The organism is Escherichia sp. MOD1-EC6098 (assembly GCF_002965865.1).
In the GTDB taxonomy this organism is placed as follows: domain Bacteria; phylum Pseudomonadota; class Gammaproteobacteria; order Enterobacterales; family Enterobacteriaceae; genus Escherichia; species Escherichia marmotae.
Window position 1 is genome coordinate 1 of the sequence record NZ_PTSN01000024.1, and the last position, 15,625, is coordinate 15,625.

General features: G+C 47.1%; 19 protein-coding genes and 1 pseudogene. 2 read left to right on the plus strand and 18 right to left on the minus strand.

Translation table 11 applies throughout. The features are described from left to right. Nucleotides 1-214 precede the first annotated feature (214 nt). From C0K55_RS20965 to C0K55_RS20980, 4 genes and pseudogenes are all read right to left on the minus strand, one after another. Nucleotides 215-430 (minus strand): annotated as a pseudogene (locus C0K55_RS20965) (transposase); the annotation flags it as partial. Between the two features lie 184 nt (nucleotides 431-614). Continuing rightward, entirely contained in the window at nucleotides 615-857 is a 243-nt protein-coding gene (locus tag C0K55_RS20970) for a transposase (RefSeq protein WP_417064058.1), read from the minus strand. A gap of 119 nt (nucleotides 858-976) precedes the next feature. Then, nucleotides 977-1,264, minus strand: coding sequence for a helix-turn-helix domain-containing protein (locus C0K55_RS20975; protein ID WP_181475205.1), 288 nt, complete (start codon nucleotides 1,262-1,264; stop codon nucleotides 977-979). After that, nucleotides 1,264-1,575: a type II toxin-antitoxin system RelE/ParE family toxin gene (locus C0K55_RS20980; protein WP_105266991.1), complete on the minus strand. Its 312-nt coding sequence runs from the start codon at nucleotides 1,573-1,575 to the stop codon at nucleotides 1,264-1,266. The genes C0K55_RS20975 and C0K55_RS20980 overlap by 1 nt, the downstream gene beginning before the upstream one ends. Nucleotides 1,576-1,990: 415 nt before the next feature. On the opposite strand from C0K55_RS20980, the gene C0K55_RS20985 reads away from it, so the two are divergent. After that, nucleotides 1,991-2,509: a type II toxin-antitoxin system RelB/DinJ family antitoxin gene (locus C0K55_RS20985; protein ID WP_105266990.1), complete on the plus strand. Its 519-nt coding sequence runs from the start codon at nucleotides 1,991-1,993 to the stop codon at nucleotides 2,507-2,509. A 454-nt stretch (nucleotides 2,510-2,963) separates the two neighbouring features. Here C0K55_RS20985 and C0K55_RS20990 read toward each other — a convergent pair whose 3' ends face one another. The 6 genes from C0K55_RS20990 to tap form a co-directional block, all read right to left on the minus strand. Further along, the gene (locus C0K55_RS20990; RefSeq protein WP_123059774.1) at nucleotides 2,964-3,617 is read right to left on the minus strand and encodes an SLATT domain-containing protein; all 654 of its coding nucleotides are present in this window, start codon (nucleotides 3,615-3,617) and stop codon (nucleotides 2,964-2,966) included. 7 nt (nucleotides 3,618-3,624) lie between these two features. After that, complete coding sequence (locus tag C0K55_RS20995; protein WP_105283428.1) at nucleotides 3,625-4,953, minus strand: nucleotide-binding domain-containing protein; 1,329 nt, start codon at nucleotides 4,951-4,953, stop codon at nucleotides 3,625-3,627. A gap of 197 nt (nucleotides 4,954-5,150) precedes the next feature. Continuing rightward, the gene (locus tag C0K55_RS21000) at nucleotides 5,151-5,450 is read right to left on the minus strand and encodes a type II toxin-antitoxin system RelE/ParE family toxin (protein ID WP_000119541.1); all 300 of its coding nucleotides are present in this window, start codon (nucleotides 5,448-5,450) and stop codon (nucleotides 5,151-5,153) included. Further along, on the minus strand, nucleotides 5,440-5,703 hold the full coding sequence (locus C0K55_RS21005; RefSeq protein ID WP_105267076.1) for a plasmid stabilization protein: 264 nt from the start codon (nucleotides 5,701-5,703) through the stop codon (nucleotides 5,440-5,442). Before C0K55_RS21005 ends, C0K55_RS21000 begins: the two co-directional genes overlap by 11 nt. A gap of 1,059 nt (nucleotides 5,704-6,762) precedes the next feature. Next, on the minus strand, nucleotides 6,763-7,620 hold the full coding sequence (gene repA, locus C0K55_RS21020; RefSeq protein ID WP_123059775.1) for an incFII family plasmid replication initiator RepA: 858 nt from the start codon (nucleotides 7,618-7,620) through the stop codon (nucleotides 6,763-6,765). After that, a complete protein-coding gene (gene tap / locus C0K55_RS21025) occupies nucleotides 7,613-7,687 on the minus strand; it encodes a RepA leader peptide Tap (protein WP_001365705.1) in 75 nt (24 codons plus the stop codon). The genes repA and tap overlap by 8 nt, the downstream gene beginning before the upstream one ends. An 84-nt stretch (nucleotides 7,688-7,771) precedes the next feature. Between tap and C0K55_RS27215 the strand changes: the two genes are divergently transcribed. Then, the gene (locus C0K55_RS27215; protein WP_096859594.1) at nucleotides 7,772-7,900 is read left to right on the plus strand and encodes a replication protein RepA; all 129 of its coding nucleotides are present in this window, start codon (nucleotides 7,772-7,774) and stop codon (nucleotides 7,898-7,900) included. A 21-nt stretch (nucleotides 7,901-7,921) separates the two neighbouring features. Here C0K55_RS27215 and C0K55_RS21035 read toward each other — a convergent pair whose 3' ends face one another. From C0K55_RS21035 to C0K55_RS21075, 8 genes are all read right to left on the minus strand, one after another. Further along, complete coding sequence (locus C0K55_RS21035; protein WP_000083843.1) at nucleotides 7,922-8,179, minus strand: replication regulatory protein RepA; 258 nt, start codon at nucleotides 8,177-8,179, stop codon at nucleotides 7,922-7,924. 283 nt (nucleotides 8,180-8,462) lie between these two features. Further along, nucleotides 8,463-8,669, minus strand: coding sequence for a Hok/Gef family protein (locus C0K55_RS21040; RefSeq protein WP_001558272.1), 207 nt, complete (start codon nucleotides 8,667-8,669; stop codon nucleotides 8,463-8,465). A 567-nt stretch (nucleotides 8,670-9,236) separates the two neighbouring features. After that, nucleotides 9,237-9,827, minus strand: coding sequence for a hypothetical protein (locus C0K55_RS21050; protein ID WP_236942612.1), 591 nt, complete (start codon nucleotides 9,825-9,827; stop codon nucleotides 9,237-9,239). Between the two features lie 77 nt (nucleotides 9,828-9,904). Beyond that, entirely contained in the window at nucleotides 9,905-13,129 is a 3,225-nt protein-coding gene (locus C0K55_RS21055) for an inverse autotransporter beta domain-containing protein (protein ID WP_105267028.1), read from the minus strand. A 218-nt stretch (nucleotides 13,130-13,347) separates the two neighbouring features. Then, nucleotides 13,348-13,779, minus strand: coding sequence for a hypothetical protein (locus C0K55_RS21060; RefSeq protein ID WP_105283430.1), 432 nt, complete (start codon nucleotides 13,777-13,779; stop codon nucleotides 13,348-13,350). Between the two features lie 48 nt (nucleotides 13,780-13,827). Further along, nucleotides 13,828-14,160 (minus strand): hypothetical protein, encoded by a 333-nt coding sequence (locus tag C0K55_RS21065; protein ID WP_236942613.1) that lies wholly within the window; start codon nucleotides 14,158-14,160, stop codon nucleotides 13,828-13,830. A 33-nt stretch (nucleotides 14,161-14,193) separates the two neighbouring features. Next, nucleotides 14,194-14,847 carry a PIN domain-containing protein gene (locus tag C0K55_RS21070; protein WP_050516462.1) on the minus strand — a complete coding sequence of 218 codons (654 nt, stop codon included), beginning with the start codon at nucleotides 14,845-14,847 and terminating at the stop codon, nucleotides 14,194-14,196. Between the two features lie 178 nt (nucleotides 14,848-15,025). Further along, nucleotides 15,026-15,586, minus strand: coding sequence for a fertility inhibition protein FinO (locus C0K55_RS21075; protein ID WP_105266980.1), 561 nt, complete (start codon nucleotides 15,584-15,586; stop codon nucleotides 15,026-15,028). Nucleotides 15,587-15,625 lie beyond the last annotated feature (39 nt).

Below are 15,625 nucleotides of genomic sequence, written 5' to 3' on the forward strand. Positions count from 1 at the left end.
ACCCTTTATGAAGTAGCAGACCCTCGTATAGTTAGAATAATAAATAAAGAGCTCGATCCTGCAGTGGGCTTTTCAGATTTAAGCGAAGAAGATTGAACAATATCACGTAATTTGTGATTTATGCACTGTTAATATATGTCTATGTTAACAGTGCTGTATAGGACAGATACAGAATTTTTCGAGCCTGTTTAGGATTCTGTGTAAATGCCTTTTCTCAGAAGTGACCGTCCAGGCGGTCACCAAACTCGATAATAAAGCGGCTCATTGCCATTCGCCAGTCCTTCAACGGCATCGTCCATTTCTGGGACGCAGACTGGATTGCCAGCCACACCACTTTTTTCACCGAGTCGTCTGTCGGGAACACTTTACGCTTTTTGATCGCATGGCGGATCACGCTGTTTAGCGACTCGATGGCATTCGTCGTATAGAGGGCTGCGTTTGGGAAACGTACAATATTGTACGGTTGCGCTATTGCGGTAGGGTGTACTCCAACGCTATACGGTCTTTGGCAGACCTTTAGGGAAATGAGATAACCTAAATGCGATAAGAGAAAAGCAATAACTTAAAGGCGATAGCTGATTACGATAAATCAATCAGTTAATTATCAGTATCGATTAAAAAATGCTCCTAACGTACAATAATTTCCGTTTCCCAAACCGCCCCCTATAGATCACTTTGCGGATGTCCGTTGGATAAGCGAATAACGTGGCAAGATTCGGCCAGTTAGCCTGCCAGCTTCGGCTTATCTGAGGATAGCGGCTGTCTCTGGCCGCAGCGAACGCTTCCAGTGCCTGCTGGCCTGTCTCTTCCGTGGGAGCCTGATAAATCGATTTGGGGTCCGCTTGGAATTCGGAAATTTTCCCACGTTAAGAGAATTGAGTTGAACGAGTGGTTACATCCAGGCCAGCTAACTCACTCAAGCGGCCCCCTTTTTGAGTGTTTTTTTAATCTTTTGGGGATTTAAATTTCTATTGATTCAATAGACTGCGCGAATATCGATGGTTGCACCACAGGCCTGAGCATATTTTGTCAAAGTTTTCATACTGGCTCCTAAAGGATTACTTTCCAGGCGACTAATTGCTGACGGACGTAACCCCATTCGTTCGGCCAGAGCAGACTTTGTTAACCCCGCTTTTTCTCTCATTTCGTACAACATTTCTACCATCTCCAGTTCTTTATCGGCATCTTCATACCCTTTGACAGCTTCTGGAGTATTAAGCAGTTTTTGCTTTACCAGGCTGAACGGAACACCTTTTACTTTCATCATTTCATCTCCTTCAGGCGCATTCTGGCGATTTCAATAGCTTTCGTTGGTGTCTTTTGCGTCTTTTTCACAAATGCATGCAGCAGACAGATTTCGTTACCCGTTGCATAAGCGTACAGTGTCCTTGCGATATTTTTATCCCCGACTCTCAGTTCAAAAAGCCCTCCGCCAATAACACGGCTGTGAGGCATTTTCATTTTGTTACCTTCCTGTTCCAGCCGTTCAATCAGTCTGGCCATGCGACCACGCAGATTGTCTGGTAATTCCAGCAGCTCATCCAGTGCGGCAGGGTGAGTAATCACATTAAACATATTATAGCCTCCGAAAGAATAAAATACACCAGAACGGGAAAATTGCGCAAATATCAAATTTCATCAATAAATGAAAATACACATTGAGTACAGAGATCGGGGTTTGGGGAGTACTGGAACTCAAAAGGCGGTTAAACGGTTCAATTGAATGGTCAATAACAGGTAAATCAATCTGTTGAGATCAACAACGTCTTTTGCTCCGCAAACGGCCAAGATTAGTGAAGCCAACTTGGCCTCCCCAAAACAGATAGCCAAGAACGCAGATTCACGATGTAAATTGGCTGGTTGATTTTTGGCTATTTAAAATGACCGCTTAACGGCTGTTATTGTTCCACTGAGCCTCAAACCCCCAATATTGCTATACCCTGTGAACTGCACTATAGTGTGTAGCAGATTTACTATACAGGATTTATAGATGGCACTCTCACAGATCAGTGTTCGTATTGATGAAAGCCTCAAAAAACAAGCTGATGAGGTAATGAAGGAGTTAGGTACACACCCCACTCAAGCAATCACTTGGCTTTACCAGTATATTGCTGAATATAATAAGTTGCCGTTTTCCATTAAAACCATTATCTCTGATAAAGTAGACCAGACGCGACACTTGCTGAGCCAGCTGCGCCATATCCATGAATATTGTCAAATCCTTCTCGTAACTAATCAAAAACTTAAAAACGAGAAAGGTACAATGTACTCTATGAGAGTTGCAGAGCATATCAGTGATTTTCATAGAGAACTTATATTTGATACAGGAAGCTTAAGCAGAGAACATATTGCTGTGATTATGTCAGTGCTTGAGCGATTGTTAAATATGAGAGACAGACTAGTCTATACCATGCCGGGAAGCGTTGAGAGACTGCAAACGCAGGAGGATCTCACGGAACTGAGCCGGGAAATTAGCAAAGTAGAACGGCATTATGTCACCCCAAAATAATATTTTAATACCCTTAGAATTACTGGGATGTTCAGGTGGTGCGGAGGTTATATCACAGCGACAATATGCCAAGACGGAATAACATGAGCATCTTGATCAGAGTGGATATTAAAGAGAATTGGTGGTTGGAATTTTGAGCATACGTCCAATCTCCGCCATGTACTCATATGTGCTTTCCTTGCTTTTACCTTCATGTATTGATGCTATCAAATTCAAATTTTTCGCCGAACCAAGAATTTCAGACTGTAGTTATCGCTTTTAAATTGTCGCTCTTGCTGTATCGCATTTAGGTTATCCGATTAAGACCAATTCTCCTGAAAACACCGTATAGCGCGGGAGTCCCCCCTATCGCCATAGGTAAACCTGTTCCAAAAACAGGCTTGCCGTACAATAAATTCCGATCTCCAAACTGCCCCCAATTTGTTCTTAATTACAGACGCCCCCAATAAAACTATTACGGGTTGGGATAGTTAAATAATGAGATAAACGTACAATAATTTCTTATTTCTAAAGTTGCCACGCTCCCCGAAAATATTAAGCCTGATGAAAACAAAAAAAATATAACAATAATCGTTAGAACAATAAAGAAACAAAAAGAAAGTGGAATTTTATCTTTTAGTGTCAGATTTAACTCTTCTTCAACCCATTTTTTTTCAAATTCACAGAAGAATTTATAGTGAGCATACCAGTTGCTTCCAAAAATCTGCTTACTGATGACTGTCTCATAGAATTCAATCATAACAGAATCTATGTTTTTTTGTGTCAGAGAATAATCAAAATTCTCATCACTTTTTACGTTATGGTAGATGATTTCTAACTTATTAAAAATTTTTGTTTGTTCAATTCCCGCATTCTCATAATTATGTTTTTCAGAGTCATAAAACTGAATGTACATTGTTGAAACTCCAAAAACGATCAATATTGCAGAAATAACATTAGTAGCAAGTTGAGGAATGAAGAGAGCAAAAACACCAATAGCCAGTGATATAAAACTAATCCATCCGGATGCCTTACAGATCAAATCATAAGTAGCAAAATTTTTTTTTGCACCAAAACCAACATTATAAGCATACTTGGCAATAAGTTTCAGCATCTCTGGCTTTGTCATTTAAACCTCAATTAATAGGAACGTCAATCTGAGCTCGTGCAACCACAACCTCATTTTTAATCACATAGCATTCAACCATGTGATCCCCCCGGAAATCAGTGCTTTCTTTCTTTGTACAGTGTCCCTTATCCTGTACTATTTGTCCTCGGATCATATTTCTTCTTCGCGCTTCATCGCCCACATTCAGAACCTTCCACATTACAGTGTAGGATTCATCAATTTCTCCTTCAGCCAGATCAACCTGAAAAAGGAGAGATTTTCGAGCAGAAAGGCGAAATCCTCTGGAAAGCATTTTCCGTAGCTTTGTGGGCTTGAACCCGTTTTGAGTTACTGTGCAGTCAAGATTAAGTGAGTACTTGATATCTACTGGATATTTATCCTCTATAAACTCTTCAGTATCATTCCAAGTAGCAACATCTGTCGCACATGACGCCAGCGAAAGATTAGATTCCAGAATATCTGCCTTAAGTTTGGGAAAAGCTCGCCCAAAAACCGCACGCCAACAATCATTTTCACAGACAGTTCCTGCAGCATCTAAAGCATCACAGCATAATTCATATGCTTGTTTTGCTGCCCGACCAAACCAAGGAGATTTAACACTAACATGCTGATTACTACCTAACGCCGGATACCTTTCATGTTTTTCCTCATTCGACAAGTATTCAAAAAACTCTTTGGCGAGAACGCCCAAACTACCATTGCCAGTATTGTCATATTTAGATGTTGATGAAAGAAACCGATAAGCCAGCGTGTCTATAAGCAACCCTCCCATATTGACACCATGCCGATTCTTCCATGCCCTAATCATTTTACAAAGTTTTCTCAAATTGTTAGATTTATCTCTGGAAAATTCCGTCATGGCAGCCTTCTCATGGAGTGGTTTTGTGATCTTCCAGCTCCCCCCATTATAGCTGTCAGGATATTTAAAACTTCCGTCATTCTGTTTGAATACAGGCTGAACTTCAACATAGAAGTTTTTAAAGATCACCTGAACCACTAACCGATCTTTTCTTACTTTCTGTTCAGGATATTTTCTCGCTAGAATATTTCTAACATCTGTCAATAATGCGGACTGACCGTTATCTTTGCTATTATAGTATTCATACTTGCTGCATGGCATAATATAAAGCATATCCAGATCAGATATACCTTTAATGGCTGTATGTCTGCCAACAGACCCAACCTTTAACCGATTTGCGATACTGGAATCTGTTTCTCTGAATGCAATATTCAGGGATTTTGTTATTTTACGATAGTGATAACTTATTCTTTTTGCTTGTTTTAGATCAAGCTTTAAGTTTCCCAAGAATTCGCTAAATAGTTCTCTATGACTCATATTAATTCTTTTGAACGAGTAAAAACTTCACTTACAATATCATCACAGTTTGTAAAAAAATAATGCATCATATGCACATTTGAAGTCAACTACTTTACTGATGGACCACATTGCAAATTTCATTCTTTATTTAGCTGTTGAAATCGTAATTCCTGGCAAGAGGAATCCCGGTAACCAGGGACCACTCAGCCGAGTATTCAAAGAATAAATCGGGGGTTCTGACGCTGGCCTACAACCGCCAGGATATTGACACAACTGGCCTCATCATTCACTTCATAAAGAACGTGTTGTCCAAGTAAGCTAATGCGGCGAACCCCTTCGCCATAGCGTTCATCAGTTTCATACAGCCGAGGGTAATCTGCCAGGCGATCGGTTGCAGTGATCAGACGCTCTGTCACGTTCCTTGCATCCCAAAGAGATGCATTCTCAGCCAAATATTCAAACAGCGCCGTTATATCCTCAATTGCACCTGGTCGCCATTCTATTTCATAACTCATTGCGCAGTTCCTGATAACGTCCCTGTAGTTGCTGGCGCAGTTGCGCGGAACTCATTCCCGGCCGCTTATCGGCGCGAGCAGCGGCAACTTTCGCTCGTACCTGTTCGTCGTATTCCGCCCGTGCCAGTTCTTCATTCGCGAGGCGTTGCAATAGTGCAGACTTGTCTGTACTGCCTTCAGGCAAAATACGAGGCAGGCTTTCGGCCAGCTCGCGCAGGAAATTGGCGTTTTCGTAATGAATGGTGCTATTCATAGTTGACTCCCCCCTTCATTCAATAAAGAGCAATTACAAGTTTTTTGATGTCGCCCGCATGGGTATAACGAGTCAGAGTATCGATATTCACTCCGGTGATATTGTTTCACAGGCAGGCGATAACCGGAAAAAAATGCTCATTTACCTGGCGATCTGCGTGTTGTCAGGTTTTATACAGAGTATATAACCTTTCAGACACAGCCACCAACATATGCCGCGCCAGCGGCATGGAAGGCGGTACTCCGTTGTTACATATGGCACAGGAGTAAAACCGCCGAAGCCCGGCGTAAGCCGGTACGGATTGATAGATTTCACCTTACCCATCCCCAGCCCTGCCAGACCATACCCGCTTTCAGCCATGAGAGAGTTTTTGTGCGCGGTCGGAGTGGTCCCGACGAGGGTTTACCCGAAGTCGGGGCGTATCTCCGCGTTAGCGGGCCGTAAGGGCCGCTTACGAGCGTGTACTGAGGACTTCCAGCCAGAAGACTGACAGCGATGATGTTACTTAGTTACAACATTCATAATTAAAAGCGATGTTGTTCCCGCCCTTCGGGCGGGGGCGGCCTCGCTTTTCAGTTATGAGGGAGGGCTTTGTGGTTTCAGTTCTGCGCGGAACCGGGGTTTTTCGGGATTTATGTTTGCATGTTGTAACTAAATTGGCTCCGGTTGGGGCCCGCCGCTTGCGGTGGGAGGTGCATATCTGTCTGTCCACAGGACAGGCAGTGAATAGGTTTTCTTTTTAAATGAATGTAATTAAGTAGTTTAAAGGAGATATAAACAGGTGTTTAAAAGATACATTGCACCCTGTAAGGCTGGCGGCTGGCGCTTTATGACATGAACGGTTGTAACCTTATGAAGAAATCCCTTGCAGTTAAATGTGGATAAGCAAAATTACCCGTCTGTGAGGCGTGTTTTGTATCAAAAACAGGGGGAACCGGATGCACCAGAAGGTGAATGGCGAGGTTGTTTTTGTATGATGTGCTGCTTTTTTGTTCGCTGGCAGGCTTCAGACGTGCGAATGCCTCCGGCGCGGGCCGGATTATTCTGAGGAGGTCACTTTCAGGGAGAAGCTGTGGCCAGCCGGCTGTAATTACGGTTACGTGACAGAATCATGCGCTCCTTCACACGACGCTCCACTTCGCGTTTTACCGCCTCACCATTAGCAGTGAAGCGCCCTTCCGAGATTTCACGCGTCAGCTGCCGTTTCACCAGGGTGACGATATCCTGACGTTCCCTGCCCGCATCACGACGCGCACGGGCACGTTTTATTCCACGGGACTTAAGCTCTGTCTGGTAACTGCGGAAACGCTCACGCACAAAACGCCAGGCTTTCGCTATCAGTTCATCCATGCCCAGGGTATCCAGCCCCTGCTTCTTGCGCTGTCTGTTTTCCCATTCCACACGGCTGCGGCGCGCGGCGGCCACTGCCTCCTCTGATACATCGAGGGCAGCAAACAGTGCAGGTGTGAACGTGATATCGGTCGGAATGTAGCACCCGATAAGCGGGTCATATTCCGTCTGGTAGGTAATCAGGCCCAGCTCTGCGAGGAACGTCAGGGCGCGGGTGGCGCGGGTGATGGAGAGTTTTCCGGCAGCAGACTCTGTCGCCAGTCCGCACTCAATGGCCAGCGTGGTGATGGAACACTGGACGCGGTTGGCCAGCGGATCATAGTGGAAACACAACCCCTGCAGCAGCGCATCAATAGCCCGTCGGCGCAGCACCGGTGGCATGCGCCGACGCAGTCCCTTCGAACGGGCATGCGCCACATGAATGGCGAAATCAAAACGGGAGGTGAAGCCCACCGCCTTTTCCATCAGTTTTTCGCAGAACTTCAGCGTTCCGGCACCTTCACGGGGTGTGAACACCGGATTCGGGTTCTTTACCTGGCGGTAATACGTTTGTTGAAGATCAGTCACACCATCCTGCACTTACAATGCGCAGAAGGAGTGAGCACAGAAAGAAGTCTTGAACTTTTCCGGGCATATAACTATACTCCCCGCATAGCTGAATTGTTGGCTATGCGGTTTCTTGTTAGCCCCGGTAATCTTCTCTTAGTCGCCAAACCTGGTGAAGATTATCGGGGTTTTCGCTTTTCTGGCTCCTGTAAATCCACATCAGAACCAGTTCCCTGCCACCTTACGGCGTGGCCAGCCACAAAATTCCTTAAACGATCAGCAATCTATCACTCACGCCTGAGATAAGCAAGAACGTGAATATTTACGAAGTCGCTCTGCGTTTCAGCTCTGATTCAATCAGTTTTTCAAGCATCTGCGCCTGGGTAATACCTTCCTCATCCGCCAGTTCACTCAGCCTGTCTTTTAACCGGGCCTGGATAACCGCATGAAAAGCCTTATGAGTGTTGCTTCTGCGAGCCAGAGAAGCTCTTTGCCTCTCTCTGGCCGGAACAGGGTTACCTTTCCGGTATGCACGCTTGGTGCCTGATGAGGAAGTCACTGCATTTTCTGTCTGCGACATCTCGCCTCCTCAATACTCAAACAGAGATCGTTTCGCAGAGGATACTACAGTTTTTTGAAATCAGCGACTTGAAAGTTGTGACGATGATCAGTGTTGGCGCACAAATCATGTCTGATTACGATCGTTTAATGTGATTTTGATAATGAAATGACTGAAAAGCAGGAAATGCCTTAACCAGGATGCCGGCCCCGGGCGGGACCGGCGGTTTCTGGCATTTCGGGTGTCTGCCCCTGAAATACCTCACACTTCCGGAAAGCGGGGACTTCCGTCCCCGCCCGGCAGCTTACTTCCGTGCTTCGTAGGCCAGAGTTACCTGCACCACTGTATTTCCCCTGTGAATATTCAGCTCACATAACCGTTCCCTGAATATCAGCGAAAAACACAACACCGTGGCGCACACGGCGAGCAACCCGATAAGGGCATATTTCGTCATAAACTTTGACCTCTCTGCAAGGAAGAGGCTACAATCAGTAGTGTCGAGATACTTCATGCAGACCTCACGAGTTAATGGATTAACGAGTGGGGTCTTCGCATTTCTGGCACCTGCGTCTTGCCTGAACCAGAAAGGCTCAGACACCCGCAGCGATAGTACCACACTTCAGCCCGTCGGTTAATTATCTGATAACCTTAACAATCATCAGCATTTCCCGAATTGTTCCATATCTGTTTGTACGTAAAATCCCGTAATAAAAGATAATAACGATATTGCTCGTTATCTATCAGGTAGCTGTAACTTTCTGTTTTCACTTATTTTTACGAGAGTTGATAGTATGGTTAACGCAATTTACCTGGCCTATTTTCTTATCGCCATTCTTAATACATGGTTTCTGGTGCAACAAATTAAAACCAGAAAAACACTGGCTATATCTCATGAATCCTCAGCACTGTTAAAAGAAACTAATATTAATATAGGGCTTTCCGTATTAATTTATCTTGTTGATATTATGTTTATATATATGACAAATACCATTCACTAAATAATACCGGAAACGCCGGAAGCGGGGAAAACTTGCTTTTTTCCGCTTCCGGGGTTGGACAACTGAGCAACGCGAAGGCGTCAGACACTTTTTTCCCCTGCTGTATCCCATAAGTTTATTACCAGAAGCCCCGGAATTTGTCTCTTTGGCATTTTTTTACCGCCTGATACAAAAACATCTGAAAGTTTCATATTGATATTTGCCTTCTCAGTATAACAAAACAGATCGGATATTATATAATTGGCCTCCTGTGAGGCAGGAGTTGCCGAGAACCGGTAGCCATTCACATTAAACTCACAGGGATTATCAAACATCAGGCCATGACTACCAAGCACTTTATCTGCCAGCTCTCGCTGTATCATAGCGGTGTTATTTTTCAGAGTGGTTAGCTCCTGCAAATAATTTTCGGAAATGATCTTCAGTTTCAATAACTCTTCTGACATAAAACCTGATTCTTCTGCCGTTTTTATATTCTGCAGAATCTTATTAATCACCCACTCTACGGAAGACTCATACTCAATTATACTATTGACGACATCAGCACACTGATAGCGTTTTTTCTCTTCAGCATCAGGAATATAACGACTGTTCAGCGTAACAACCCCATAATTCATAGTACCTTCCCATGAATTATCTTCAGAACTCATATTATCATTAATCCGCTCATTCATTTTAATGTTTTCCTTAAAATAAGACAGGACAAATTCGTCCTGTAAGATGATTAACTACAGTTTATATCTGTGACAGATTAACGGCAGGCGTAATAACCACTCGGTCCGGACAGTTCGCTGACCGTACCCTGTGGCAGATAAAATGCCCGATAGTAAGTTCTGCCGTTGCTCAGAATTACAGTGGTGCTGCTGTACAGCCAGTTACTGGCCAGTGATGTCCAGCCCGGATATTTCTGGAGTTCACCCCACTCACTGATAATTCCGCTCAACTGCCCCTCCGTTGCAACCCTGGCGTTAAGTGCTTTACAGGAGTAAATCGCTGTTCCGTTGTAGTCACCACTCAGCCACTCCGATTTTGTCGCACTCTGCGCAAACCAGTTGCTGCCCATGTTCAGGGTTACGGTCTGTCCGTCTGCATCCGTACCTGTCAGGGTGACGCCTGCCGGATTGCTCTTCACGGTCATGACATTGCCGTTAATGCTCACAGCCGGTGAGGATGCGGTCCAGGTGACTGTGCCGGCAGCATTCTCCGTATCGATGCGGAATTTCGCGCCCGGCCAGGTGCTGTTGGGAACACGCTTGCCAAAGTTTTTGCCGTCTGCGCCAGTGGCATCGATGCCGGTGACGCTGCTGACCGTCAGGGCAGGCATGACCGTGATGACAGGGGCTGTGTACTGCTGGCCATACGCGTCAGCGGTAATGGTGGCTGTTCCGGGCGTGGTACTTTCCCACGTCGTGGTGGCACGGCCCTGTGCATCCGTTGTGCCCTGTGTCTGCCAGAGCTTGCCACTGTCCGCACGCCAGTCCACGCGTTCGCCACTGACAGGGTTGCCTGCGGCATCCGTCAGCGTCAGGGTGACCGTCTGTTTGCTTCCCGGATAAACACGCTCTTTTTCAACCGTGATAACGCCACGGACAGTACGGGTGAAGGTGACAGACTGTGCGCTGATTTGTTTACCGTCCACGGTGGCATTAACCACGGCCTGTCCGGCCTGTGTGCTGGTCAGCGTTACCGTGGCTTCGCCCTGTGCACTGGTTGTGCCCTGCGAGGCTGAAAGTGTGCCCAGGTCAGTGCTCCACTGCACGGCTTTGTCCTTCACGGGCTGACCTGCCGCGTCACGCACGTTCAGGGTGTACGTGATGGCGTCGTTTCCGTCTGCCACAGCAGTGGTCCTGCCGGCCTGCAGGGTGAGATACAACTGCTGCGTGAAGCTGACGCGGGGCGCACTTACTGTGGTGGTTGTACCGTTCAGGGAAAGCGATACCTGTGCATTACCAGCCTGTGTACTGGTCAGGGTGGCAGAAGCGGCACCGGCAGCATTTGTCACTGCATCCTGCTGTGTGAACTGCCCGTTGTCTGTGTGCCAGGTGACAGCCTGTCCGGCGACCGGAATGCCGGCGGCATCCCGGATGACGGCGGTCAGAATGATGCTGTCCTGCCCGTCGGCAACGGCGGAGGTTTTGTTCACCACAATGGCGGAATCCAGGTGGTTTTCAAACGTCACCGGGGCGGCACTGATGGTGGTGCCGTCCACAGAGGCATTAACCACCGCCTGTCCGGCACGGGTGCTGGTCAGTTGCACAGACAACTGACCGTTCTGGTCGGTGGTGCCCTGTGTCCGGCTCAGTTGCCCGGTTGTGGTGGTGAATGTGACGTTTTTCCCGGAAAGGGGCTTACCGTCAGTGGTTTTCAGCGTCAGGGTGTAGCTGACCGCCTCCTGACCATCTGCCAGTGCCTGAGTACGGTCAGCCAGCAGTTCTCCCTGCATGGCGGCAACGAAGGTCACATCAGCCGCTTTTGCCGTCTGGTTACGGGTGGTGGCCGTAACCCGGATAATACCGGCAGTCTGACTGGTCAGGGTGGCTGTGGCCACACCGTCAGCGTTCGTGGTGTTCTCACCATTCAGCGTGCCGCCGTTGTGTTCCCAGCGTACAGCCTGTCCGCTGACCGGTTTTCCGTCACTGCCCGTGACGGTCAGGGTGTAGCGCACACTGTCCGCACCGTCTGCAGTGGCCGTGGTTTTATCCGTGCTGACAGCCAGTTGCTGCTGTGCTGCCGGGGACACCAGAATACGGGTACGGGCAATATCAGAGAGGTTGCCACGGGTATCCCGTGCCCTGCCGGAGAGTGTGACACTCTGATTTTCGGCAGACCAGGCGGGTAACTGCAGCGTAATCCGGTTGCCGGTGTTGCTGATAACCTTCCCGCCGGCCTGACGCAGTTCTGCGTCGTCAAGTTCGATACGGGACAGCCCGTATTTTGCGTTTACCTGTGGTGTCAGGGTGACGGTCGTCAGCTCTGCGCCGTACACATCCGGTGGCAGCTGCAGGGTAATCAGCGTCTGTTTGCGGTATTCCAGCACCACATCATTGTTACGGTTCACCAGTTCCAGGCGGTTAGCGGCCAGTGAACGTTGTGCACCCACCCGGCTGCTGTCCAGCTGATGCGCCAGCGGTTCACCGATACGGTATGTCAGACCGAGGTTCAGGCGGGTGTCGTCAGCCCCGTTTTTGCCCCGGCGGTAATCGACACCGGCAGTCAGCAGCGGGAACGGCGTCCAGGTGACGCCGGCAGTGATGGCGTGAGGGTTTTTCTGGCGTTCAGACTCACCGAACAGCGCCACTTCATTCCCGTAATACTGCTCGTAAACCAGCTTACCGCCCAGTTGCGGCCAGGCAGGCAGCCAGCCTTCGGCACGGATATCCCAGCCGTCAGCCGGACGCTCGTCGTAATCGGTAACGGTCGGGGACTGCCGCCAGTCGGACAGACGTTTGTATCCGTTGGCGGATACTTTAAGGTAATCACGCCAGGCTTCCACGCCAATCCCGTAGCGGCGGTTGGTGTTGCGCCAGTCCACGTCATAAAACACGTTGTATCCCAGCATCCAGCCGTTATCCGTGAAGTAACGGTGGCCAAGTCCGGCATTGGTGGTGAATCGCCCGTCGTTATCCCGCATCCCGAGCTGGGTGAACAGCACGTTCTTCGGGGTGTTGTAAAACGGCAGCAGCACATCGAGCGACGAGCCTTTCAGGGAGAAATCACTGTCCACGCTCAGCTGCGTTTTCGCCGTACCGAACTGGTTCAGCCACTGCGTGACCGCATCTGCCGCCTGCCCGGAAGCCTGGCTGGTCAGCAACTGGCGGGCTGCATCACCGCTGTTGCTGCCCTGCAGCACACGTCCGGCCTCCATCGCCGTCTGTGCCACAGACTGCTCATCAGCCTGAAAGACACCGGCAAATGCCGGGGAAATTTGCGCAAAGAACTGCACGGCCACCATTGAGTAGCCAATAGTTTTCTTCATTTCTACACCTGCAGATATTACGAATGGAGTTTTATATAAAGACGGGACAGAAACATTATTTGCTTTCGCGACATTTATTTAATTTCCCCTTCCACCTTCTGTTTTTCATAAATAATCTCCAGCACATCCAGATTTATTACAACAAAACAATCCTGAATAAGATAAACAGGATTACACAACAGAAAAGTTAATTATTATCCACCTGACTGATAACAGGGTCAGACGCTTCCCGGACAACTTACAACAACAATATTATTCTTACCCGTTAACTTCCCGACAGTCTTAAAGTTGCACTTCAGTCCGGACGCATCTCTTTCATGTACTGCAACAATAAGTTGCTTATCAAGTTTTCTGGCTGTCATGGCAAACTGTAATATTGCTGAATCTTCTCCCAAATCCGGCCACCCGACACAATTAAAAATAATAACGTGCTCTTCAGAATTTAAGGCATCTCTGACAACAGAAACAGCATAGTCATTTCTGCCAGCAACTAAATCACCATCACCGCTTGCCTGACTGAAATCATAATATTTAGAATCAGGTATGTAATATCTCTTAAAAAACTTATCAATTCGGGTGGCAGAATTCCCCACAATAAGAACATTATGCTCATATCTCGCTATCAAATCTGATGCTTCCTGAGTATTCATATATTCATCCTCGTCATTTAATTTCACAAAAGAATCACAACAGGCACTTTAATAATTCCCGTACCACCATCCATCATCTTTTTTGTTCAGAATAATACAAACACTGCGCACACCTGCAGGCAGTATTTCTTTGCTGAATTTACCCGCGAGCGTGAATGTACCGGAAGACAACTTCAATCCCTCCCCGGGTGAATCTGTTGGTTTTAATCTTATCTCTTTCGCATCATAGTCCAGCTCTGTGATGATGAATTCTTTTTTTCCACGAACTGCAACACTCACATAAAGACCTGACGCGCCGGATTTTGTCCTTCTTACTGTCAGTCTGGCAGTACCCTTATCTTTAAATGATGCCCTCTGTTTTGTCACAGGAATAAATGACATTCTTTTCTCCTTATTTAGCATTATAAATCATGGCTACTTCCGATCACTCAAAGATGACCAGGTAATTTTGCTTTCTTTAACTTTTATCACCCTCCGACGAATCAGTTCATCACGAATATCCTTAGCCAGCGTTTCACTCCACTCTTTCCGCATCTGTGACTTCAGATAGTTATTAAATGATTTCACTGACGCTGGCATATTACGGGGTTCTCTGGCATATAACTGAATCTTATCTACCCAGCGCACAATAACATCAATACAAATAACGGGGGATGCTGCCAGAACAGTTCTCTCAGGTGTGACACGACGACACTGAATGCCCTGCCTGCGCAGCGTCTGTATAATCCCGTCATATCCCTTATCTGCTGAAATAATATGGTATGTATTATCCCTCTCACCACAACAGGTCATCCTGCCAAGTTCAAGAACCAGATGAAAATCAACATTATTTTTTGACACTCCGTTTGTCTGTCTGATACTTATTTTTACATTATCCGGAAATAAATTAACCGGTAGTACAACATTTTGCTGCAGGGGGCCGGTAAAGATGATTAATTCTGTATATTCTTTAAGTGAGATATTTTTCAGATTACTGCAGTTCTCATAATCAATAAGGGCAATACATCTTTCTGTATCTTTTCCCCTGTTTAAATTATTATCTCCATATGCTTTTTGTAAAACTTTCATGACAAAACATTACATCAGAGGGGTTATCAACCGTAATATGCTGTGCTACCTTTCCCGGGTGTTCTCTGGACGTGGGCACATATTCTGTACATGATGAGGCATATACAAATATACTGATTCACACCAGGATACGTCCGGGATGAATCCTTCGGCCTCCGACCCCATGCGGAGGCTTTTTTTATTTCTCATCGAGCACGGCCTGTAGTTCTGCCTTTATCCGGTTCTGGCGACGGATTTTCTCCAGACGCGCTGCCGCATACACTTCCTCCTCCTGAGAAATATGCTCCGTCACATACCCTTCCGTGTCATAGCGGCAGGCACCGGCTTTCATGGCGCCAAGATAGCTTTCTGAACGGGTGATGGCCTTCAGCGCCCTGCGCAGTTTTTTATGCGAGAGTGGGATATTCCGCTGCGCCACGTCTTCCAGTAACACGTCCCGGATACCGCAGGCCAGAAGCCGGGGTGTGTCACCGTCAAACAATCCCGGCCACCAGGGCTTCAGGGTGTTCACGGCCTCATCCAGTGTGGGCAGGTTCAGATAAATGGACAGCGCCTGTCTGGCCTGCGCTTTTTTTGCTGCCAGCTCTGCTTCCCGGGCCGCTTTCTCCGCCAGCTTCTGCTTTTTCACCTTCCATTTTGGTGGCGTGGTGACATTGATGATGGTTTTCCGGCTGCGGACAGGCGCTGTTCCCTCTGTCTTCCGCTTCAGTGTCAGTACCGGTCGCTTCTGCTCTGTCATGCTGTGTTCTGCCTCTGACGAATCATCCTCTTGCGGCCA